The 23,816-nt window shown below is 51.6% G+C and carries 19 protein-coding genes; 15 read left to right on the top strand and 4 right to left on the bottom strand.

Going from position 1 to position 23,816, the window contains the following annotated elements; translation table 11 throughout:
* Nucleotides 1-741: 741 nt before the first annotated feature.
* From pflB to ycaO, 3 genes are all read right to left on the bottom strand, one after another.
* Entirely contained in the window at nt 742-3,024 is a 2,283-nt protein-coding gene (gene pflB / locus P2W74_RS14955) for a formate C-acetyltransferase (RefSeq protein ID WP_276292223.1), read from the bottom strand.
* Between the two features lie 59 nt (nt 3,025-3,083).
* Nucleotides 3,084-3,941, bottom strand: coding sequence for a formate transporter FocA (gene focA / locus P2W74_RS14950; RefSeq protein ID WP_203358289.1), 858 nt, complete (start codon nt 3,939-3,941; stop codon nt 3,084-3,086).
* 405 nt (nt 3,942-4,346) lie between these two features.
* Nucleotides 4,347-6,107: a 30S ribosomal protein S12 methylthiotransferase accessory factor YcaO gene (gene ycaO, locus P2W74_RS14945; protein WP_276292222.1), complete on the bottom strand. Its 1,761-nt coding sequence runs from the start codon at nt 6,105-6,107 to the stop codon at nt 4,347-4,349.
* 136 nt (nt 6,108-6,243) lie between these two features.
* On the opposite strand from ycaO, the gene P2W74_RS14940 reads away from it, so the two are divergent.
* From P2W74_RS14940 to P2W74_RS14875, 14 genes are all read left to right on the top strand, one after another.
* Nucleotides 6,244-6,936, top strand: a complete 693-nt coding sequence (locus tag P2W74_RS14940) for a DUF421 domain-containing protein (protein ID WP_276292221.1) — start codon at nt 6,244-6,246, stop codon at nt 6,934-6,936.
* A gap of 214 nt (nt 6,937-7,150) precedes the next feature.
* Nucleotides 7,151-8,239, top strand: coding sequence for a 3-phosphoserine/phosphohydroxythreonine transaminase (gene serC / locus P2W74_RS14935; protein ID WP_276292220.1), 1,089 nt, complete (start codon nt 7,151-7,153; stop codon nt 8,237-8,239).
* Between the two features lie 70 nt (nt 8,240-8,309).
* Entirely contained in the window at nt 8,310-9,593 is a 1,284-nt protein-coding gene (gene aroA, locus P2W74_RS14930; RefSeq protein WP_276292219.1) for a 3-phosphoshikimate 1-carboxyvinyltransferase, read from the top strand.
* A 156-nt stretch (nt 9,594-9,749) separates the two neighbouring features.
* Nucleotides 9,750-10,517, top strand: coding sequence for a metalloprotease LoiP (loiP, locus tag P2W74_RS14925; protein WP_276292218.1), 768 nt, complete (start codon nt 9,750-9,752; stop codon nt 10,515-10,517).
* Nucleotides 10,518-10,686: 169 nt separating this feature from the next.
* On the top strand, nt 10,687-11,370 hold the full coding sequence (gene cmk / locus P2W74_RS14920; RefSeq protein WP_203358283.1) for a (d)CMP kinase: 684 nt from the start codon (nt 10,687-10,689) through the stop codon (nt 11,368-11,370).
* A 113-nt stretch (nt 11,371-11,483) separates the two neighbouring features.
* Nucleotides 11,484-13,157 (top strand): 30S ribosomal protein S1, encoded by a 1,674-nt coding sequence (gene rpsA, locus P2W74_RS14915; RefSeq protein ID WP_004860074.1) that lies wholly within the window; start codon nt 11,484-11,486, stop codon nt 13,155-13,157.
* A gap of 160 nt (nt 13,158-13,317) precedes the next feature.
* Nucleotides 13,318-13,602 (top strand): integration host factor subunit beta, encoded by a 285-nt coding sequence (gene ihfB / locus P2W74_RS14910; protein ID WP_002463068.1) that lies wholly within the window; start codon nt 13,318-13,320, stop codon nt 13,600-13,602.
* Nucleotides 13,603-13,820: 218 nt separating this feature from the next.
* Nucleotides 13,821-16,085 carry a ComEC family protein gene (locus P2W74_RS14905; protein WP_276292217.1) on the top strand — a complete coding sequence of 755 codons (2,265 nt, stop codon included), beginning with the start codon at nt 13,821-13,823 and terminating at the stop codon, nt 16,083-16,085.
* 36 nt (nt 16,086-16,121) lie between these two features.
* Nucleotides 16,122-17,870 (top strand): lipid A ABC transporter ATP-binding protein/permease MsbA, encoded by a 1,749-nt coding sequence (gene msbA / locus P2W74_RS14900; protein ID WP_276292216.1) that lies wholly within the window; start codon nt 16,122-16,124, stop codon nt 17,868-17,870.
* Entirely contained in the window at nt 17,867-18,844 is a 978-nt protein-coding gene (gene lpxK, locus P2W74_RS14895; RefSeq protein ID WP_276292215.1) for a tetraacyldisaccharide 4'-kinase, read from the top strand. The genes msbA and lpxK overlap by 4 nt, the downstream gene beginning before the upstream one ends.
* Nucleotides 18,845-18,885: 41 nt before the next feature.
* Entirely contained in the window at nt 18,886-20,118 is a 1,233-nt protein-coding gene (locus P2W74_RS14890) for a winged helix-turn-helix domain-containing protein (protein ID WP_276292214.1), read from the top strand.
* Between the two features lie 51 nt (nt 20,119-20,169).
* On the top strand, nt 20,170-20,352 hold the full coding sequence (gene ycaR / locus P2W74_RS14885; RefSeq protein WP_162380057.1) for a protein YcaR: 183 nt from the start codon (nt 20,170-20,172) through the stop codon (nt 20,350-20,352).
* On the top strand, nt 20,349-21,095 hold the full coding sequence (kdsB, locus tag P2W74_RS14880) for a 3-deoxy-manno-octulosonate cytidylyltransferase (protein WP_276292213.1): 747 nt from the start codon (nt 20,349-20,351) through the stop codon (nt 21,093-21,095). The genes ycaR and kdsB overlap by 4 nt, the downstream gene beginning before the upstream one ends.
* Before the next feature lie 154 nt (nt 21,096-21,249).
* Nucleotides 21,250-22,143 (top strand): YcbJ family phosphotransferase, encoded by an 894-nt coding sequence (locus P2W74_RS14875; protein ID WP_276292212.1) that lies wholly within the window; start codon nt 21,250-21,252, stop codon nt 22,141-22,143.
* On the opposite strand, the gene elyC is transcribed toward P2W74_RS14875, so the two are convergent.
* Nucleotides 22,120-22,899, bottom strand: a complete 780-nt coding sequence (elyC, locus tag P2W74_RS14870; RefSeq protein WP_276292211.1) for an envelope biogenesis factor ElyC — start codon at nt 22,897-22,899, stop codon at nt 22,120-22,122. The two genes, P2W74_RS14875 and elyC, sit on opposite strands and share 24 nt — an antisense overlap.
* 135 nt (nt 22,900-23,034) lie before the next feature.
* On the opposite strand from elyC, the gene cmoM reads away from it, so the two are divergent.
* Nucleotides 23,035-23,814, top strand: a complete 780-nt coding sequence (gene cmoM, locus P2W74_RS14865; RefSeq protein ID WP_276292210.1) for a tRNA uridine 5-oxyacetic acid(34) methyltransferase CmoM — start codon at nt 23,035-23,037, stop codon at nt 23,812-23,814.
* Nucleotides 23,815-23,816 lie beyond the last annotated feature (2 nt).

Genomic DNA, 23,816 nt, shown 5'->3' with positions numbered 1-23,816 from the left:
GATACGGAAAAGTTAGTTAATTTAATTTTTATTTATTACTTTGTATTGTAGCCAGGTTGACAGGGCATTAATTAACACTAATTTCGTATTTTTGCCATGATCCAGATTGTTTGGTAATTTTAACGAATCCAGAGCTGTTGGCAGCTATTTTCTTATAATCAGCTTCTTATAGATGAGTACATCAATGATGTATGGATGATCTGTGTCGATTCAGTTTGTGCCATTTCGGCAAATCACAATACGGCAGCGTTTGCTGCCAGTCGTTGCAGATGGCTTATTGTTACATACGAAAATAGCAGGGTAGTGAATGCAGGGTGATGTATTTTTATTTCATATGTAAGTATTACAGACTTAAATCAAAACCTGTATCATATTTAATAAGCTATCTCGGTTAAATTTTAATAGCATGTTAAGCATATATCATCGACTGCATTTTTTTCAATATTCTTGAGACCACCTGCATTCACAGCATTGGTACAGGTTGAACCTATCACTTTGAGTGTCTCTTCGGCTTTGCCGGACTTATTATGTGTATTGCAATAGAGACTCAGTGTATCGTGTTTTTCCTGAGTTGGAGTGCACAGTTGTTCACTGTGTCGTGGCGGTTTTGTCCGTCATCCATACAGAGAGGCTGCTGACAACGCGGGCAGAGGGGAGAGGAATGACCTGTAAAAAAAAGGCCCCACTGATGTGGAGCCTTTGGTTGTACGTTTTTTAACGCGTGATTTCAGTCAAATCCAATTACATGGTCTGAGTGAAGGTACGGGTAATAACGTCCTGCTGCTGTTCTTTAGTCAGGGAGTTAAAACGTACTGCGTAGCCAGATACACGGATGGTCAGCTGCGGATATTTTTCCGGGTGTTCCATCGCGTCCAGCAGCATTTCACGGTTCATGACGTTCACGTTCAGGTGCTGACCGCCTTCAATGGAAGACTCGTGATGGAAGTAACCATCCATCAGGCCTGCCAGGTTGGTCTTACGAACTTCGTCGTCTTTACCCAGTGCGTTCGGAACGATAGAGAAGGTGTAAGAGATACCATCTTTAGCGTAAGCAAACGGCAGTTTAGCAACGGAGGTCAGAGAGGCAACAGCACCTTTCTGGTCACGGCCGTGCATTGGGTTAGCACCCGGTCCGAACGGCGCGCCAGCACGACGACCATCTGGGGTGTTACCGGTTTTCTTACCATACACAACGTTAGAGGTGATGGTCAGAACAGACTGAGTCGGGATAGCGTTACGGTAAGTATTCAGTTTCTGAATTTTCTTCATGAAACGTTCTACCAGGTCAACCGCCATGTCATCAACGCGAGAGTCGTTGTTACCAAACTGCGGGTATTCGCCTTCGATGTCGAAGTCAACAGCCAGGCCGTCTTCGTCACGAATCGGTTTAACTTTCGCATATTTGATTGCAGACAGGGAGTCAGCAGCAACGGACAGACCAGCGATACCACACGCCATGGTGCGGATAACGTCACGGTCGTGCAGCGCCATCAGAGAAGCTTCGTAGCTGTACTTGTCGTGCATGTAGTGGATAACGTTCAGCGCGGTGACATACTGCTTAGCCAGCCAGTCCATGAAGTGATCCATGCGGTCCATTACTTCGTCGAAGTTCAGAACGTCGCCTTTGATTGGTTCAGATTTCGGACCAACCTGGATTTTCAGTTTTTCATCAACGCCGCCGTTGATTGCGTACAGCATGGTTTTCGCCAGGTTTGCACGCGCACCGAAGAACTGCATTTGTTTACCAACAACCATCGGGCTTACGCAGCAAGCGATAGCATAATCGTCGTTGTTGAAGTCCGGACGCATCAGGTCATCGTTCTCGTACTGCAGAGAAGAGGTGTCGATGGACACTTTAGCGGCGAATTTCTTGAAGTTCAGAGGCAGTTTTTCAGACCACAGAACGGTGATGTTCGGCTCCGGAGAAGGACCCATGGTGTACAGGGTGTTCAGGAAGCGGAAGCTGTTTTTGGTTACCAGAGTACGGCCGTCAACGCCCATACCACCGATAGATTCAGTTGCCCAAATCGGGTCACCGGAGAACAGTTCATCATATTCAGGCGTACGCAGGAAACGAACCATACGCAGTTTCATGACCAGGTGGTCAATCATTTCCTGAGCGTCAAGCTCTGTGATTTTGCCTGCTTTGATATCACGTTCGATGTAAGCATCCAGGAAGGTGGATACGCGACCGAAGGACATTGCTGCGCCGTTCTGAGACTTAACAGCGGCCAGGTAGCCGAAGTAGGTCCACTGGATAGCTTCCTGAGCGTTGGTAGCCGGACCAGAGATATCGCAACCGTATTTAGCGGCCATTTCTTTGATCTGACCCAGCGCGCGGTGCTGTTCAGCGATTTCTTCACGCAGACGGATAGTCGCTTCCAGGTTTACGCCGTTTTCCAGATCGGACTGCAGAGAGACGAACTGAGCGTATTTGTCTTTCAACAGGAAGTCGATACCGTACAGCGCAACGCGACGGTAGTCACCGATGATACGACCACGGCCATACGCATCCGGCAGACCAGTCAGAACGCCAGACTTACGGCAGTTCAGAATGTCTTTGGTGTAAACATCGAATACGCCCTGGTTATGGGTTTTGCGGTATTCGGTGAAGATTTTTTTCAGCATCGGGTCCAGCTCGCGATCGTACGCTTTGCAGGAACTTTCAACCATTTTGATGCCGCCAAACGGGATAATCGCACGTTTCAGCGGAGCTTCAGTCTGCAGACCAACAATTTTCTCAAGCGATTTGTTGATGTAACCCGCGTCGTGAGAAGTGATGGTGGATGCAACGGAGGTGTCAAAGTCAACAGGCGCGTGAGTGCGGTTTTCCTGTTTAACGCCTTCCATCACGCTGTCCCACAGAGCGGTGGTCGCATCGGTAGCGCCAGCCAGGAAGGACTCGTCACCCTCATATGGAGTGTAGTTTTTCTGAATGAAGTCACGGACGTTTACTTCATTCTGCCAGTCACCTTTGGTAAAACCTTCCCAGGCTGTGGCTAACTTTTCATTAAGCTCGGACATGTAACACCTACCTTCTTAAGTGGATTTTTTATTTACTGCGTATAACCAACATCACAGGACTAATGATGATCGTTGCCACGCAGGTAAATGACCCAGTATGTCAACCCGACCAACAAACCGCCGCCGATAATGTTACCGATCGTAACCGGAATCAGGTTATCGGTGATGAAATTCATCACGGTCAGGTGAGTAAAATTCTCCGGAGCGGAACCGACTGCGGCCCAAAATTCCGGTGTTGCGAAGTCGCGGATTACAATACCCAAAGGGATCATAAACATGTTTGCGATACTGTGCTCAAAACCGCTCGCCACAAACATCGCGACCGGTAATACCATGATGAACGCTTTGTCCATCAGGCTGCGACCCGAGTAGCTCATCCACACGGCCAGGCAAACCATCAGGTTAGCAAGAATACCGAGGCAGACAGCTTCGACAAAAGTATGGTGCATTTTGTGGTCGGCGGTTTGCAGAACGTTAAGTCCCCATGCGCCATTGGCGGTCATATACTCGCCAGATAGCCACATAAGTAATACGAACAGCAAGGCGCCGATCAGGTTGCCAACATAAACGTTGAGCCAGTTTTTTGCCAGTTGACCCCATGTGATACGGCCGCTGGCCTTGGCGACGACGATCAGTACGGTTGACGTAAAGAGGTCTGCGCCGCAGATAACACAAAGAATCAGCCCCAGAGAGAAGCAGATACCCCCCACCAGTTTAGCCATACCGAACGGCATCGTTCCGGTACCGGTTGTGGCGGTAATATAGAAAACAAAGGCGATTGAGATGAATACACCGGCAGTAATCGCCAGATAGAAAGTCTTCAGCGGATGTTTCGTTGCTTTATAGACACCTGCTTCTTCGGCCACTTTGGCCATTGCAGCAGGGAGTAATAGATCAAAAGGGTTGTCAGCTTTCACACTAACTCTCTCTTTATTAAGTCGGCGACGAGATACTAACAAAGCATTATAGATGAGAATTTGATATAGATCATATCTCACCTGGCTTATAGGCCTTCAAGTCGCATGGTTTTTGCACGATTGCGATGTAATTGATTGATTTATAAAATAAAAATAAATTTTAAAAGTTATAATGTGAGTTGAATTTTTTCTCTGGACCTCTGGAAATGCAGTTAATTAAAATGGAGTAATTGACATGTATAGCAACACTTACGCATTATTTTATGTAATATCAACTACCAATATTTAACCTTGTCATTACATTTATTTTTGGTTAGGCAAAAATAAGTAAAACGGGGCACTAAAAGCGCCCCGTAATATAGCTCAACCGAGTGTTCAAGCCTACTTAGAGTAAGCTATTCGGTTTTATTTTGACCACCAGAGGGCTTTTGCACGTTGCAGTTTCTCATAGGCCTTCAACAGAGACTGGTGCGATGGGAAAGCCAGTAAGTCGCCGTCTACCGCCTGTAACCCATAAAACGCCGATTCTCCGCTTAATGCTGCACTTGCCGCTTCAACGGCTTCCGCGCCATACATGCGAACAAAGGCATTCAGATATTGCAGAGGTTGACGATCGTCTTCCTGCGCCAGCAACAGTAACGTCTGCAGGCAACGGTAGTAGTTCGCGCGTTCAGCGCTGAAGACGGATGCGTTAAATTCCATCGTCCACTCGGTCCAGATCAGCGCCTGCTCAAGGTCGCCGCCTGCTAACGCCAGCATCGCTTTAAGCTCACCAATGCGCAGCGTAGACCAACCGTTATCCGGCCCGGTTGCCAGTCCCAGCAGCTCGCGTACGCGGGTAAAGTCGTCAAAACCTTCTTCATCGAGTTGTTCGATCAGATTCAGGTAAGCTTCTTTTTCCCACTCGCTGCCCGGGAGAGCAAGGATCGTTTCGCGCAGATGGCTACCCATGCCGTTGTTGGCTAACCACAGATCTTCGGCCGGGTAGATGTCAGACATGCCCGGCACAATGATACGGCAGGCATAAACGCCCAGGTGTTCATAATCGGCGATGTACACTTCTTTATCTTCAGCATTGAAGATAGCCATCAGGGTCGCGAATTCTTCTTCTGTGGTGCCGGAGAAATTCCAGTCAACGAAGGGATAATCGGCATCCTGCTTGAACAGATCCCAGGAGATCAGACCGCTGGAATCGATGAAGTGGGTTTCGAGGTTGGTATGTTCAGCCACTTCTTCGTCATCAAAGGTTGGCGGAGTAAACACATCAAGATCTTTCAGACCGCGACCCTGCAACAGTTCGGTGACGGTACGCTCCAGTGCGACACCAAAATCCGGGTGTGCGCCAAATGAAGCAAAACAGGTACCGTTGGCCGGGTTGAACAGAACCACGCAGATAACCGGGTACTGACCGCCCAATGAACCGTCATAAGCGAAAATCGGGAAACCTTCCGCTTCCAGTTTCGCGATGGATTCCACCACTGCCGGATAACGCGCCAGGACATCGGCGGGGATTTCCGGCAGGCTGATGCTTTCTGCGATAATGCGATTCTTCACATAACGTTCAAAAACTTCAGACAGCCCCTGAACGCGCGCTTCATTAGGCGTATTACCGGCGGACATCCCGTTAGAAACGTACAGGTTGCCGATAATATTCATCGGAATATATACGGTCTTGTTATCAGACTGGCGGGTAAACGGCAGACCGCAGACGCCGCGCTCTTCGTTACCGGACTGCAGGTCAATCAGCATGCTGCCGGTCAGTTCATTTTCCGGATCGTAGAACGCGCGCAGACGCGCATCCAGCAGACCTTCAGGAACGTCGTCATCTTCGGTTAACGGGAACCATTTTTCGTTCGGGTAATGTACGAACGGGCCATTGGCGATGGTTTCACCGAGCCAAAAATCAGCAAAGAAATAGTTAGTAGACAGACGCTCAAAATATTCGCCCAGCGCGGAGGCCAGTGCTGCTTTTTTGGTCGCGCCTTTACCGTTGGTGAAGCACAGCGCGCACTCTTTGTCGCGAATGTGCACAGACCAGACGTTTGGCACCGGATTCAGCCAGGAGGCCTCTTCAATATGGAAACCAAGGTCGAGCAGTTTTTGCTGAAAGCGAGCGATGGAATCTTCCAGAGCAGCGTCTTTGCCAGGGATAAATGTTTGCGTCATGAAAATCACTTTTGTCGTACGGAAAGCGCGCAATGATACGGGTTTTCCCGGCATGGCGCTATCGTCACCGGTCCTTCGGCGTAAATAAAAGTATTGACTATGCTTTTACAAAACTCACCCGCGCAAGGGCATAAAAATGAAGGCGTTCGATTGGCAACGTATGGCGCTGGATAACGTACCACTGGAGTTTCTGGGTGAAGTTGCGCTGCGAAGTTTCTATACCTTTGTTCTGGTGTTCCTTTTTCTGAAGATGACCGGACGCCGTGGCGTTCGGCAGATGTCGCTCTTTGAAGTGTTGATCATTTTGACGCTGGGATCGGCTGCCGGGGATGTCGCGTTTTATGATGATGTTCCACTGCTCCCGGTGTTGGTCGTTTTTCTCTCACTGGCCTTGCTTTATCGGTTGGTCATGTGGCTGATGGCGCACAGCGAGAAACTGGAAGATATGCTGGAAGGCAAGCCCGTGGTGATCATTGAAGACGGTGAACTGGCCTGGTCGAAGCTCGGGCGGGCGAATATGACCGAGTTTGAGTTCTTTATGGAACTGCGTCTAAATGGCGTTGAACAACTGGGGCAGGTGAAACTCGCTATCCTGGAAACCAATGGACAAATTAGCGTCTATTTTTTTGCCGACGAAGAAGTGAAGTCTGGACTCAGCATTCTGCCTAAACAGTGCACGCAGCGATTTAAAGTCGTTCCCGAGGCGGGGGACTACGCCTGCGTGCGTTGCAGCGAAGTGATCAAGATGCAAGCTGGCGATCATCAATTATGTCCGCGCTGTGCAAATCCAGAATGGTCGAAGGCAAGTCAGGCAAAACGGATCGTCTGACAGCAAAAATATCGGTTTTAACCCGGCAAACCGACAGATTCTGTTGTGTGATGCACCGCTCATTTTTGCTCCGGTCAGTTTTACCCATTGCGGCGCGTGTCACTGAATGATAAAACCGATATCCACAGGAATAACGTATATCCAATGTCTGTCGTTCTGCTGTTCGCAACCGACGGGATGTTGAGTTGATAACAATACAACGTGGTGAGGGGAAATGGCTCAGGTCTTCAATTTTAGTTCAGGTCCGGCAATGCTACCGGCAGACGTGCTTAAACTGGCGCAACAGGATCTCTGTGACTGGCAGGGTCTTGGCACATCAGTAATGGAAATTAGCCACCGCGGCAAAGAGTTCATCCAGGTCGCAGAGGAAGCAGAGAAAGATTTTCGCGATCTCCTCAGTATCCCCTCTAACTACAAAGTATTGTTCTGTCATGGCGGCGGTCGTGGTCAGTTTGCCGCTGTTCCGCTCAATATTCTGGGCGATAAAACGACGGCGGATTATGTTGACGCCGGATACTGGGCCGCCAGCGCCATTAAAGAAGCCAAAAAATACTGCACCCCCAATGTGATTGACGCCAAAGTCACCGTTGACGGTCTGCGTGCGGTTACGCCGATGAGCGAATGGCAACTGTCCGATAATGCCGCCTATTTGCACTACTGCCCGAACGAAACCATCGACGGTATCGCAATCAATGAAACACCGAATTTTGCGTCTGATGTGGTCGTGACCGCCGATCTCTCTTCTACGATTCTCTCTACGCCGCTGGATGTTTCCCGTTATGGCGTGATTTATGCGGGTGCGCAGAAAAATATCGGTCCCGCAGGTCTGACGATTGTTATCGTTCGTGAAGATTTGCTGGGCAAAGCGCATACATCCTGTCCGTCTATCCTTGACTACAGCGTGCTGAACGAGAACGACTCAATGTTCAATACGCCGCCAACATTCGCCTGGTATCTCTCTGGCCTGGTCTTCAAATGGCTGAAAGAGCAGGGCGGCGTGGCCGCGATGGATAAAATCAATCAACAAAAGGCCGAACTGCTGTATGGCGTGATTGATAACAGTGATTTCTATCGTAACGATGTGGCGAAATCTAACCGCTCCCGCATGAACGTACCGTTCCAGCTGGCTGACAGCGCGCTGGATAAACACTTCCTGGAGGAGTCATTTGCAGCAGGTTTACATGCGCTGAAAGGCCATCGTGTGGTGGGGGGAATGCGCGCCTCTATCTATAACGCCATGCCTCTTGAAGGCGTTAAAGCACTGACCGATTTCATGATCGATTTCGAGCGTCGCCGCGGCTAATTGGCTGTACTTTTTCATCCCCACAGCGTGCCTGTGGGGTTTTTATTTCTGTTTTTGAGAGTTGAGTTTCATGGAATCCCTGACGTTACAACCTATCGCGCGGGTCGATGGCACCATTAATCTGCCTGGCTCCAAGAGTGTGTCAAACCGCGCTTTGCTACTGGCGGCGTTAGCTCGCGGCACCACTGTTCTGACTAACCTGCTGGACAGCGATGACGTTCGCCATATGCTGAGTGCGCTGAGTGCGCTGGGGATTGAGTACACCCTTTCTGCCGATCGTACCCGCTGTGAGATCAACGGCAACAGTGGCGCACTGCAGGCTGAAGGTTCGCTGGAACTGTTCCTTGGCAATGCGGGAACCGCCATGCGGCCACTGGCGGCCGCGTTGTGCCTGGGGACGAACGATATCGTGCTGACGGGCGAACCGCGCATGAAAGAACGTCCGATTGGACACCTCGTGGATGCCTTGCGTCAGGGCGGGGCGAATATCGAGTACCTGGAGCAGGAAAACTATCCGCCGTTACGTCTGCGCGGTGGCTTTACCGGTGGGCAGGTTGAGGTCGACGGCAGTGTTTCCAGCCAGTTTCTCACCGCATTGTTGATGACCGCGCCGCTGGCGCCGCAAGATTCGACGATTGTGATCAAAGGCGAACTGGTTTCCAAACCGTATATCGATATCACGCTGAATCTGATGAAAACGTTTGGCGTAGAGATTGAGAACCAGAATTACCAGCGTTTTGTCGTCAGGGGGGGACAGCAGTATCAGTCTCCGGGGGGGTATCTTGTGGAAGGGGATGCCTCTTCTGCTTCGTATTTCCTCGCGGCGGGCGCCATTAAAGGCGGTACGGTGAAGGTGACCGGTATTGGCCGTAACAGCATGCAGGGCGATATTCGTTTTGCCGATGTGCTGGAAAAAATGGGCGCAACAGTAACCTGGGGCGACAATTTTATTGCCTGCACGCGCGGTGAATTAAATGCCATTGATATGGACATGAACCATATCCCGGATGCGGCAATGACCATTGCAACTGCGGCATTGTTTGCGAAAGGCACGACGACGCTGCGTAATATCTATAACTGGCGTGTGAAAGAGACCGATCGCTTATTTGCAATGGCCACCGAGCTGCGTAAAGTGGGTGCCGAAGTAGAAGAAGGGCACGATTTCATTCGCATCACGCCGCCTGCTCAATTGCAGTTTGCCGAGATTGGAACGTACAACGACCACCGCATGGCGATGTGCTTCTCGCTGGTGGCGTTATCCGACACGCCGGTAACGATTCTTGATCCTAAATGTACCGCTAAAACGTTCCCGGATTATTTCGAGCAGTTGGCGCGAATGAGTACCCCTGCCTGAATCCTGCCTGAATAATGAATACGTAATGCAAGCGCCGACCTTCAGGTCGGCGTTTTTTTTCGGACTTTCTGGCCGCTCGCAACAATGTTAATCTCCGAATGCTTTCATAACTCATTAATATTTATATAAATTATGTTTAATCAACGGATGATTCACATGAAAAATACAAAATTACTGCTGGCACTGGCCGTTTCCGCCACGCTGCTGAGCGGCTGTCAGAATACACACGGTATCGACACCAATTTGGCGGTCAGTTCTGGGTTGTCTGCTTACAAAGCAGCGACGCTGACGGATGCCGATGCTAAAGCGCTCGCGAACCAGGGTTGTCAGGAAATGGACGGCCAAAATCAAATAGCCAGCTCGTCCAGCAAATACAGCAAACGCTTAGCCAACATCGCCAAAGCGCTGGGTAATAACATCAACGGTACACCGGTTAACTATAAGGTTTACATGACCAGCGATGTTAACGCATGGGCGATGGCAAACGGCTGCGTACGCGTCTATAGCGGCCTGATGGACATAATGAACGACAATGAAATCGAAGGCGTTCTGGGCCACGAACTGGGTCACGTCGCGCTGGGTCACTCGCTGGCAGAAATGAAAGCGTCTTACGCTATCGTTGCCGCACGCGACGCTATCTCTGCAACCAGCGGCGTAGCGGCTCAGCTTTCTCAATCTCAGCTTGGTGATATCGCAGAAGGGGCTATCAATGCCAAATACTCGCGTGATAAAGAGTCGGAAGCGGATGATTTCTCTTACGATCTCATGAAAAAACGCGGTATCAGCACGAAAGGGTTAGTCGGCAGCTTTGATAAGCTGGCGAGCCTGGATGCTGGTCATGCTAAATCGATGTTCGATTCCCACCCGCCATCAACCGAACGTGCGCAACATATCCGCGAACGTATCGCTGCGGATAAAAAGTAAAAGTTTGTCATCTCCCGGGCTGATACCCTCTCAGCCCGCTATAATTGCGTAATTATTCTGCATTCCATCTCCTGTTGCCCGTAATTTGCAAGCAATACTCACTTTCCGTCGTACAGACGCGTATAATGCGCGGCGTTCACGTTAACGGTATGCCTTTAAGGAGATAAAGATGACAGCAATTGCCCCGGTAATTACCATTGATGGCCCAAGCGGTGCAGGTAAAGGCACCTTGTGCAAAGCAATGGCGGAAGCATTGCAGTGGCATCTGTTGGACTCTGGTGCGATTTATCGTGTACTGGCGTTGGCAGCATTACATCATCATGTCGATGTAACTTCTGAAGACGCGCTGGTGCCGCTGGCATCTCATCTGGATGTCCGTTTTGTCTCCACGAACGGCACTCTGGAAGTGATACTGGAAGGGGAAGATGTGAGTGGCGAAATACGGACTCAGGACGTCGCCAATGCCGCCTCTCAAGTGGCGGCTTTTCCACGCGTTCGCGAAGCGTTGCTACGCCGTCAGCGCGCGTTCCGTGATGCGCCTGGTTTGATCGCTGACGGACGAGATATGGGCACGGTGGTATTCCCTGATGCGCCTGTAAAAATTTTCCTTGACGCCTCCTCTGAAGAACGTGCTCATCGCCGTATGCTTCAGTTGCAGGAGAAGGGCTTTAGTGTTAACTTTGATCGCCTTTTGGCCGAGATCAAAGAACGCGACGATCGCGATCGTAATCGTGCTGTAGCGCCGCTGGTTCCTGCTGCTGATGCTTTAGTTTTGGATTCTACCCGATTAAGCATTGAGCAAGTGATTGAAAAAGCGTTACAATACGCGCGCCAAAAACTGGCACTCGCTTAAACGCGACCGAATTTGCAGTACCCCCGTTGCAATGGAATGACAGCGGGTATGTTAAACAACCCCATCCGGCATGGAGCCAGGTGGACGTTAAATATGAAACCTGAAGATTAAACATGACTGAATCTTTTGCTCAACTATTTGAAGAATCCTTAAAAACAATCGAAACCCGTCCGGGTTCCATCGTTCGTGGTGTTGTTGTTGCTATCGACAAAGATATCGTACTGGTTGACGCCGGTCTGAAATCTGAGTCTGCCATTCCGGCAGAGCAGTTCAAAAACGCCCAGGGCGAGCTGGAAATCCAGGTTGGTGACGAAGTTGACGTTGCACTGGATGCAGTAGAAGACGGCTTCGGTGAAACTCTGCTGTCCCGTGAGAAAGCTAAACGTCACGAAGCTTGGATCACGCTGGAAAAAGCTTACGAAGAAGCTGAAACTGTAGTCGGTGTTATCAACGGCAAAGTTAAAGGTGGCTTCACTGTTGAGCTGAACGGTATTCGCGCGTTCCTGCCAGGTTCTCTGGTAGACGTTCGTCCGGTTCGCGACACGCTGCACCTGGAAGGCAAAGAGCTTGAGTTCAAAGTAATCAAGCTGGACCAGAAGCGTAACAACGTTGTTGTTTCTCGTCGTGCCGTTATCGAATCCGAGAACAGCGCAGAACGCGATCAGCTGCTGGAAAACCTGCAGGAAGGCATGGAAGTTAAAGGTATCGTTAAGAACCTCACTGACTACGGTGCATTCGTTGATCTGGGTGGTGTTGACGGCCTGCTGCACATCACTGACATGGCATGGAAACGCGTTAAGCATCCGAGCGAAATCGTAAACGTGGGCGACGAAATCACTGTTAAAGTGCTGAAGTTCGACCGCGAGCGTACCCGTGTATCTCTGGGCCTGAAACAACTGGGCGAAGATCCGTGGGTAGCTATCGCTAAGCGTTATCCGGAAGGTACCAAACTGACTGGTCGCGTGACCAACCTGACCGACTACGGCTGCTTCGTTGAAATCGAAGAAGGCGTTGAAGGCCTGGTTCACGTTTCCGAAATGGATTGGACCAACAAAAACATCCACCCGTCCAAAGTTGTTAACGTTGGCGATGTAGTGGAAGTTATGGTTCTGGATATCGACGAAGAACGTCGTCGTATCTCCCTGGGTCTGAAGCAGTGCAAAAACAACCCATGGCAGCAGTTCGCGGAAACCCACAACAAGGGCGACCGTGTTGAAGGTAAAATCAAGTCTATCACTGACTTCGGTATCTTCATCGGCCTGGACGGCGGCATCGACGGCCTGGTTCACCTGTCTGACATCTCCTGGAACGTTGCAGGCGAAGAAGCAGTTCGTGAATACAAAAAAGGCGACGAAATCGCAGCAGTTGTTCTGCAGGTTGACGCAGAGCGTGAGCGTATCTCTCTGGGCGTTAAACAGCTCGCAGAAGATCCGTTCAACAACTGGGTTGCACTGAACAAGAAAGGCGCAATCGTAAACGGTAAAGTCACTGCAGTTGACGCTAAAGGCGCAACCGTAGAACTGGCTGACGGCGTTGAAGGTTACCTGCGCGCTTCTGAAGCTTCCCGTGACCGCGTTGAAGATGCAACTCTGGTTCTGAGCGTTGGCGACGATGTTGAAGCTAAATTCACCGGCGTTGATCGTAAAAACCGTGCAATCAGCCTGTCTGTTCGTGCGAAAGACGAAGCTGATGAGAAAGATGCAATCGCAACTGTTAACAAACAGGAAGATGCAAACTTCTCCAACAACGCAATGGCTGAAGCTTTCAAAGCAGCTAAAGGCGAGTAATTCTCTGACACTTCGGGGTGTTTCATCCTGAAGTATCACGAGTTTACTTGACAGATTGCGGGATTCGTCCTGTAATCAAGCACTAAGGGCGGCTACGGCCGCCCTTAATCAATGCAGCGACAGCAACAGCTAATTTTGCCTTTAAGGAACCGGAGGAATCATGACCAAGTCAGAATTGATTGAAAGACTTGCAACCCAGCAATCTCATATTCCCGCGAAAGCGGTTGAAGATGCAGTGAAAGAGATGCTGGAGCATATGGCCTCGACTCTTGCGCAGGGCGAGCGTATTGAAATCCGCGGTTTCGGCAGTTTTTCTTTGCACTACCGCGCACCTCGTACCGGGCGTAACCCGAAGACTGGCGACAAAGTGGATCTGGAAGGAAAATATGTTCCACACTTTAAACCGGGTAAAGAACTGCGCGATCGCGCCAATATTTACGGTTAAGTTTTAACTTAAAACTTGAGCCAGAAAAAAGCACCGTTAAGGTGCTTTTTTCGTTTCTGGAATCCTGTCAAATATAGGGAACTGGAATCCCCTTCGCATTTGTATTTGTGCATTTCACCCGCCACGCGAAAACAGTGGAACCCTTGCTGCAAGTTGTCAAACCGCCACCGGACAACCACACCACAAAACGGCACACTTTCTCTAACAGGGAGGTGTCTATGAAAATAACAACGGTGAGCGCGTGCGCATTGTCTGGCATTCTTCCTCTGTTGCTATTGCCCGCGCTACCGGATACGCCGTATCTCGCCGTCGTGTTCCTTCTGGCGTGTGTGTTCTGTGTTATTCCCCGGCGATGGGCGCGTTATGTCGGACTGACCGTGCTCTTCTTTCTGTGGGGAATATTCGCTGCGAAACAGACTCTCTGGCCGGGAAATACATTGCCTGGTGCAACGCAGCAGGCTGTTGTGCGCATAACGGCGACGGACCATATGACGACGCATTATGGGCAAATTACGCATATACAGGGGCAGCGACTATTTCCTGCGGTGGGAATCGTTTTAAACGGTCAGTATTTGCCCAGCGAAGTGTGCGCCGGGCAACAGTGGGCAATGACGCTAAAGATACGCGCGGTACATGGTCAACTGAATGACGGTGGGTTCGATAGCCAACGTTATGCGTTGGCCCAGCACCAACCTCTGACGGGACGTTTCTTGCAGGCAAGTGTCATCGACTCCCGGTGCAGTTTACGCGCTCGTTACTTGTCTTCTCTCACCACTGCGCTGGCAAACTATCCCTGGCGGCAGGTTATTCTGGGGCTGGGAATGGGGGAGCGTCTGTCGGTGCCGCAGGAGGTGAAAGACCTCATGCGGGATACTGGCACAACGCATCTGATGGCGATTTCCGGGCTGCATATTGCCTTTGCTGCACTGCTCGCGGGGGGAATCATTCGATGCGCACAATTTGTGTTTCCGACGGGGTGGATCCGCTGGCCAGCTCCCCTTATTGGTGGAATCGGCAGCGCTCTGTTTTATGCCTGGTTGACGGGGTTGCAGCCACCCGCGTTACGCACGGTCATCGCCTTGAGTGCATGGGGAGTACTTAAATTAAGCGGACGGCAATGGAGTGGATGGGAGGTCTGGCTTTGTTGTCTGGCGGCGATTGTGATTGCCGATCCTGTTGCCATTCTGTCGCAGAGTTTATGGTTGTCGGCGTTGGCCGTTGCCGCACTGATATTCTGGTATCAATGGGGACCTGCTCCAGTCTGTTCGGTATCACGCGCGGGGCGCTTGATATGGAGTCTTATCCATCTGCAGTTAGGTATTACGGTGTTGCTCTTACCTGCGCAAATTGCGATTTTTCATGGCATGAGTGTGACCGCATTTTTGGCAAACCTGTTTGCTGTACCGCTGGTGACATTTATTTCTGTCCCGCTCATTCTGGCAGGTATGGTGGTGCATCTGACGGGACCACTCCTCATTGAAGAGGGGTGCTGGTATCTGGCAGATCGTTCACTGGCGCTCTTGTTTTGGTTGCTCAGCCATTTACCGGAAGGCTGGATCAGTATTGATAAGCGGTGGCAATGGCTGGCATTGTCTCCCTGGTTAATAATCATTGCCTGGCGGTTTGCGATTTGGCGTACCTGGCCGGGGGTATGCCTGGCAGGGGCGATCTTAGTCAGTTGGCCCCTATGGCGTACAGAGCCGAAAGATGAATGGCAGGTCCACATGTTGGATGTCGGGCAGGGGTTGGCGATGGTCATTGCCCGCAATGGAAAGGCCATCCTCTATGATACCGGGCGAGCCTGGTCGGAGGGCGACAGCGGGCAGCAGTTGATCATTCCCTGGCTACGCTGGCACAACCTGCAACCCGAAGGCATTATTCTCAGCCACGAACATCTGGATCATCGTGGTGGATTGCACTCATTACAGAGAGCCTGGCCAACGCTTTGGATAAGAAGTCCGTTAGGATGGGAAGGGCACCAGCCCTGTTTTCGGGCAGAACAGTGGAAATGGCAAGGATTGACGTTTCGCGCGCACTGGCCTGTCAAAGGCAATAAAGAAAACGGAAATAACCGTTCCTGCGTCGTCAAAGTCGATGATGGTAAACACAGTGTTTTGTTGACGGGGGATATTGAATCCGACGCAGAGCAAAAAATGCTAAGTTATTATTGGCAACATTTGCAGGCGACATTTATTCAGGTTCCGCATCATGGCAGCAATACCTCATCGTCGCTGGCGTTAATTCAACGCGTTGAGGGGCAGGGGGCGCTGGCCTCGGCAGCGCGTTACAACGCCTGGCGATTGCCGTCATGGAAAGTCAGGCAGCGATACCGACAACAGGGATATCAATGGCTGGATACGCCGCATCAGGGGCAGATTTCGCTTATCTTTTCCTCGCAAGGTTGGCAAATACGCAGTCTGCGGGAGCAAATTTTACCTCGTTGGTATCATCAGTGGTTTGGCGTGTCAGAGGATAACGGGTAGAATATGCGGCTATTTCAACAAATGCTGGTTTTTTGAATGCATAACGATAAAGATCTCTCTACGTGGCAGACATTCCGCCGACTGTGGCCAACCATTGCGCCGTTCAAATTGGGCCTGATCGTGGCGGGGGTAGCGTTAATCCTCAACGCAGCTAGCGATACCTTCATGTTATCGCTCCTTAAGCCGTTACTGGATGAAGGTTTTGGTAAAACAGACCGTTCGGTGCTGCTTTGGATGCCATTGGTGGTGATTGGTCTGATGGTATTACGTGGCATCACCAGCTATGTCTCCAGCTACTGTCTTTCGTGGGTGTCAGGTAAGGTCGTGATGACCATACGTCGTCGCTTGTTCGGCCATATGATGGGGATGCCCGTCTCCTTTTTTGATAAGCAGTCGACAGGCACTTTGCTCTCGCGCATTACCTACGACTCAGAGCAGGTCGCATCTTCCTCTTCCGGGGCGCTGATCACCGTTGTGCGTGAAGGGGCCTCGATTATCGGTCTGTTTGTCTTGATGTTCTACTACAGCTGGCAACTGTCGATCATTCTGATCGTACTGGCGCCCGTTGTCTCAATTGCGATTCGCGTGGTTTCTAAGCGTTTTCGTAGCATCAGTAAAAACATGCAGAACACGATGGGGCAGGTCACGACCAGTGCTGAGCAGATGCTGAAAGGCCACAAAGAAGTGTTGATTTTTGGTGGTCAGGAAGTCGAAACCAAACGTTTTGACAAAGTCAGCAATAAAATGCGTCTGCAGGGGATGAAGATGGTGTCGGCCTCTGCTATCTCTGACCCCATCATTCAGCTGATTGCGTCTTTGGCGTTGGCCTTTGTCCTGTATGCGGCCAGCTTCCCGAGCGTCATGGAAAACCTGACCGCAGGGACGATCACCGTTGTCTTCTCATCCATGATTGCCCTGATGCGCCCGCTGAAATCTCTGACCAACGTCAACGCACAGTTCCAGCGTGGGATGGCGGCATGCCAGACACTATTTGCGATTCTGGACAGCGAGCAAGAGAAAGACGAAGGCAAACGTGTTATTGAGCGTGCGAGTGGCGATCTGGAATTCCGCAACGTCACCTTTACCTATCCAGGACGTGAAGTGCCTGCGCTGCGTAATATCAACCTGAATATTCCGGCAGGCAAAACCGTGGCGTTAGTCGGGCGTTCAGGCTCAGGGAAATCGACGATCGCCAGCCTTATCACCCGTTTTTATGACATTGATGAAGGTCATATCCTGATGGACGGGCATGACCTGCGCGAGTATACGCTGGCATCCTTGCGTAACCAGGTTGCTCTGGTTTCGCAGAACGTGCATCTTTTTAACGATACCGTCGCCAACAACATTGCCTACGCACGTAACGAACAGTACACCCGCGAGCAGATCGAAGAGGCTGCGCGTATGGCGTATGCGATGGACTTTATCAATAAAATGGATAACGGTCTGGATACGGTGATTGGTGAGAACGGCGTCCTGCTGTCTGGCGGTCAGCGTCAGCGTATTGCGATTGCACGTGCCCTGCTGCGCGACAGCCCGATTCTGATTCTGGATGAAGCCACTTCCGCACTGGATACCGAGTCGGAGCGTGCGATCCAGGCTGCGCTGGACGAACTACAGAAAAACCGTACATCGCTGGTTATTGCACACCGTCTCTCTACCATTGAACAGGCGGATGAGATTGTGGTGGTGGAAGACGGGCTGATTGTTGAGCGTGGAACCCATACTGAGCTGCTGGAACATCGCGGTGTTTATGCTCAGTTGCACAAAATGCAATTTGGTCAATGATCGCACGCATCTGGTCCGGTGAGTCGCCCCTGTGGCGACTGTTACTCCCACTTTCCTGGCTCTACGGCCTGGTGAGCGGGGGTATCCGCTTGTGCTACAGGCTGGGATTAAAACAAACCTGGCGTGCGCCAGTGCCGGTCGTGGTCGTGGGGAATCTGACGGCGGGCGGCAACGGTAAAACGCCTGTCGTTATCTGGCTGGTTGAACAGCTCCAACAGCGCGGTATTCGCGTGGGGGTGGTTTCACGGGGTTACGGCGGAAAGGCGTCATCCTATCCGTTGCTCCTGACGCACGAAACCACGACAGCGGAAGCGGGCGATGAACCGGTACTGATCTCTCAACGTACCGGTGCGCCGGTTGCCGTTTCGCCCGATCGCTGCGATGCGGTGAAAGCCATTCTGGCTCACCATGATGTGCAAATTATTGTGACTGATGATGGGCTGCAACATTACCGTCTGGCGCGTGATGTTGAAATTGTGGTGATTGACGGCGTTCGCCGATTTGGCAATGGCTGGTGGCTGCCGGCAGGCCCGATGCGCGAGCGCGCGGGGCGGCTTAAATCGGTGGATGCGGTCATTGTTAATGGCGGTATTGCTAAACCGGGTGAAATTCCTATGCATCTGGAACCCGGCCTGGCGGTCAATTTGCGCACCGGTGAGCGCTGTAACGTGGCGCAACTGCGTAATATTGTCGCCATGGCGGGCATCGGCCATCCTCCCCGTTTCTTTGCGACGCTCGACGCATGCGGCGCACACCCGCAAAAATGCGTCGCGCTGGCCGATCATCAGTTGCTCAGTTATGGTGACGTCAACGCATTGCTCACCGAAGGTCAGACGCTGGTGATGACGGAAAAGGATGCCGTTAAGTGCCGCTCGTTTGCAGACGATAACTGGTGGTATTTGCCTGTTGATGCTCAGTTGTCTGGTGAAGAGCCGGACGCATTGCTTAAGCAACTCACTTCGCTGGTTCGCTAGCTGAATCAGGCTGCGGCGGCGAACGATTTATGGAGTTTTCAATGTCGTTGCCGCAACTCTCTCTTACTGATGCCCGTCACCTTCACCTTGCAGCCCAGGGGCTGTTAAAAAAATCACGCCGTCGCCCGCAGCCCAGCGATATTCTCGCCACCATTTCACGCATGTCGCTGTTGCAAATCGACACCATCAACATTGTTGCGCGTAGCCCGTATCTGGTGCTATTCAGCCGCCTTGGGAACTATCCGCCGCAGTGGCTGGATGACGCATTATTGCGCGGAGAACTGATGGAGTACTGGGCGCATGAGGCCTGCTTCCTGCCGCGTAGCGACTTTACGCTCATCCGCCACCGAATGCTGTCGCCAGAGAAAATGGGTTGGAAGTATAAAGCGGCCTGGATGAAAGAGCATGCCCATGAAATCGACCAGCTGATGCAGCATATTCATCACAATGGCCCGGTGCGCTCTGCGGATTTTGAACATCCACGCAAAGGGGCCAACGGCTGGTGGGAGTGGAAACCCCATAAACGTCATCTTGAAGGACTGTTTACCGCCGGAAAAGTGATGGTAGTGGAACGTCGCAACTTTCAGCGGGTGTATGATTTGACGCAACGCGTCATGCCTCACTGGGATGATAAGCGTGACTTACTTTCTCAGGCTCAAGCGGAAACCGCCATGCTGGATAACAGTGCGCGTAGCCTGGGGATATTCCGTGAACAGTGGCTGGCGGACTACTACCGCTTAAAACGACCCGCGTTGAATGCATGGCGGGACGCCCGCGCTGAGCAACAGCAAATCATTCCAGTCGAGGTTGAAACATTAGGCACGTTGTGGCTCCATGCAGAGCTTCAACCGTTTCTGGAACAGGCAATGGCGGGCCAATTAACGGCGACGCACAGTGCTGTTTTGTCGCCGTTTGACCCTGTCGTCTGGGATCGAAAACGGGTAGAGCAACTGTTTGATTTCACCTATCGTCTGGAGTGCTATACCCCAGCACCTAAACGACAATACGGTTATTTTGTCCTGCCGTTGTTGCATCGGGGGGCGCTGGTCGGGCGGATGGATGCCAAAATGCACCGTAAAACGGGGGTGCTGGACGTGATTGCGCTGTACTTGCAAGAGGGGATCAAGCCCGGATCAACCCTGCAAAAAGGTCTGTTTCAGGCGATCAGTGATTTCGCGCGTTGGCAGCAGGCAAGGCGCGTTACGCTGGGCGTTTGTCCCCAGGGGTTGTTTAGTGACTGCCGTCAGGGCTGGGAAATAGACGCAGATATCTAGACGATTATGTTAATATTTACAGATTCACAATCCGGTCCATCTGGAGGAACTATGGATCATCGTCTGCTCGAAATCATTGCCTGCCCGGTATGTAACGGCAAACTCTGGTACAACCAGGAAAAACAAGAACTGATTTGCAAACTGGATAACCTCGCTTTCCCATTACGCGATGGTATTCCGGTATTACTGGAAACCGAAGCCCGTCCTTTGACCTCCGACGAGAGCAAATCATGAGTTTTGTGGTCATTATTCCTGCTCGTTTTGCATCGACGCGCCTGCCGGGTAAACCATTGCAGGATATCAACGGCAAGCCGATGATTGTGCACGTGCTGGAACGTGCGCGTGAATCCGGGGCCGATCGTATTATCGTGGCGACCGATCATGAAGATGTGGCGCGTGCGGTAGAGGCGGCTGGCGGTGAGGTGTGCATGACCCGCGCCGATCATCAGTCGGGTACCGAGCGACTGGCGGAAGTCGTGGGAAAATGTGGATTCAGCGATGATACCGTCATTGTGAACGTCCAGGGCGATGAGCCGATGATCCCGGCGGTGATTATTCGCCAGGTCGCGGACAACCTGGCGCAGCGTCAGGTCGGAATGGCAACGCTGGCAGTGCCGATTCACAGTGCGGAAGAGGCATTCAATCCAAACGCGGTGAAAGTGGTGCTGGACGCTGAAGGCTACGCGCTTTACTTCTCTCGTGCGACGATCCCCTGGGATCGCGACCGTTTTGCCAATAGCCGTGAGACCATTGGCGATACCTTCCTGCGTCATTTGGGGATCTACGGGTATCGTGCCGGATTTATTCGCCGCTATGTGAACTGGCAGCCAAGCCCTCTGGAACATATTGAGATGCTGGAGCAGCTTCGTGTGTTGTGGTATGGCGAAAAAATCCATGTTGCCGTTGCTAAAGAAGCCCCCGGTACTGGCGTAGATACTGCCGAAGACCTTGAGCGCGTTCGCGCTGAAATGCGTTAAGCTTCAATACCGACACTCCGCTCAGTTATGAGAGGGGTGTCGTACCGTTACGATTTTCCTCCACTTTTCTTTTCATCAATTGATCTCATCAGGGTGACATCTGTCCATGCGACGCTCATTATGAAAGCAGTAGCGTTTATGAGGGTAATCTGAAATGGAACAGCTGCGAGCCGAATTGAGTCATTTACTGGGTGAAAAACTCAGCCGTATAGAGTGCGTGAATGAAAAAGTAGATACGGCGCTGTGGTCACTGTATGACAGCCAGGGAAAACCGATGCCGCTCATGGCGAGAAGTTTCACCACGCCGGGTATGGCGCAACAGCTGGCGTGGAAAACGACCATGCTGGCGCGTAGCGGCACGGTGCGTATGCCGGTCATTTACGGCGTCATGACCCATGAAGAGCATCCCGGTCCCGATATTTTACTGCTGGAAAGGATGCGTGGCGTACCCGTTGAAGCACCAGCGCGCACGCCTGAACGGTGGGAACATTTAAAAGACCAGATTGTTGAAGGTTTGCTTTCCTGGCATCGTCAGGATAGCCGTGGCTGTGTGGGCGCGGTGGATAATACGCAGGAAAATATCTGGCCTTCCTGGTATCGTCAGCGTGTCGAAGTGTTATGGAGCACGTTAAACCAGTTCAACAATACGGGGTTAACGATGCATGACAAGCGCATTCTGTTCCGTACCCGGGAATGCCTGCCTGCGTTGTTTGAAGGATTTAACGACAATTGCGTACTGATTCACGGCAATTTCAGTTTGCGCAGTATGCTTAAAGATGCCCGCAACGATCAGCTTCTGGCGATGGTGGGACCGGGCGTGATGCTGTGGGCGCCACGCGAGTACGAGTTGTTTCGCTTGATGGACAACGCACTGGCGGAAGGGTTGCTCTGGCATTACCTGCAACGCGCGCCAGTTGCAGAATCCTTTATCTGGCGGCGTTGGCTCTATGTGTTGTGGGATGAGGTAGCGCAACTGGTTAATACAGGGCGTTTTAACCGCACTAACTTTGATCTGGCGACCAAATCACTCTTGCCCTGGCTTGCCTGACGAGCCTTTGAGCCACTGCCAGACTCGCCCTAATGTTTCATATCCGACGCGATCGCTGTGCATCAACCAGACGGGAGAAGGGATCGCGCGTTCCCACGGATTGAGCGGCGAATCAATCGCCAGCTGATTTGCCGGGGCCGGGAGCGGGTGAAGCCCTGCCTGCTGGAAGAAAATCATGGCGCGCGGTAAATGCGACGCGGAAGTGACCAGCAGGAACGGCGCATCGCCGATGGCCTGTTTAACGGCCGCCGCTTCTTCTTCGGTATCTTTGGGGCTATCCAGGGTGATGATATCACCTGGTGGTACACCGAGTGACTGCGCGACTCTGGCTCCGGCTTCAGCCGTACTGACATTATTCGTTTTTGCTCTTGCGCCGGTAAAAATCAGTTTTGAACCTGGATTGGCCAGCCAAAGCCGCACCCCTTCATTGAGACGCGGCAGGCTGTTGTTGATCAAGTTTGAACTTGGCGCCCACTGCGGATTCCATGTGTAACCGCCGCCCAGCACCACGACATACTCGACTTGTTGCGTGTTTTGCCAGGTGGGGTACTGGCTTTCGATCGGTTTCAGTAAGCGATCGGCAACCGGTTGTAGGCTTAACAGCAATAATGCCAACCAGCCCAGACTCAGGCACACCTTCCCGGTTTTTTGAAAGCGACTAAACCACACCAGCGCCAGTCCCACCCCCATGATCAAGAGCATGAGCGGGAGCGGCAGTATCATACCGCCAATCACTTTCTTCAGTGTAAAAAGCATCCTTTTTGGTTCCTTTTTTAACCATACAGCAGGGGATCTGCAGGGATATTACACCAGACAGGTTCATTCTCGGCGCGGCTGTGACAAAATAGCGGTTTTATCAGAGAACCCCTTTGTTCGCCTGTGGAGAGCCCGATGCGGGATCGCAATTTTGATGACATTGCAGAAAAGTTTTCCCGTAACATTTACGGAACCACCAAGGGGCAGTTGCGGCAGGCCATTTTGTGGCAAGACCTTGACCGTGTACTGGCGGAAATGGGTGAGCAAAAGCTGCACATCCTGGATGCTGGCGGTGGTGAAGGGCAAACCGCGATCAAAATGGCTGAACGGGGTCATCGGGTCACGCTATGCGATCTGTCCGGCGAAATGATTGCGCGCGCGCAACTGGCGGCAGAGGCGAAAGGCGTAAGCGGAAACATGCATTTTATACAATGCGCCGCTCAGGATGTTGCTTCACATTTGGAAAGCCCGGTTGATCTGATATTGTTTCATGCTGTGCTTGAGTGGGTCGCTGACCCCGTCAGCATGTTACAAACGCTTTGGTCTGTGTTACGTCCCGGCGGCGTACTGTCATTAATGTTCTACAATGCTAACGGCCTGTTGATGCACAACATGGTGGCAGGGAACTTTGACTACGTGCAAGTCGGGATGCCAAAACGTAAAAAACGTACGCTTTCGCCAGACTATCCGCGTGAACCGGGGCAGGTTTACCAGTGGCTGGAAGAGATTGGCTGGCAGATTACCGGCAAAACGGGTGTACGTGTGTTTCATGATTATCTGCGTGAGAAGCACCAACAGCGTGACTGTTATGAAATGTTAGTCGAATTAGAAACGCGCTACTGTCGGCAGGAGCCTTATATTAGCCTTGGCCGTTACATTCATGTCACCGCTCGCAAACCGCAGATGCAAGGATAACT

It is taken from the genome of Citrobacter enshiensis (assembly GCF_029338175.1).
Lineage (GTDB): Bacteria > Pseudomonadota > Gammaproteobacteria > Enterobacterales > Enterobacteriaceae > Citrobacter_D > Citrobacter_D enshiensis.
This window is presented reverse-complemented; position numbering and strand designations above follow the sequence as displayed.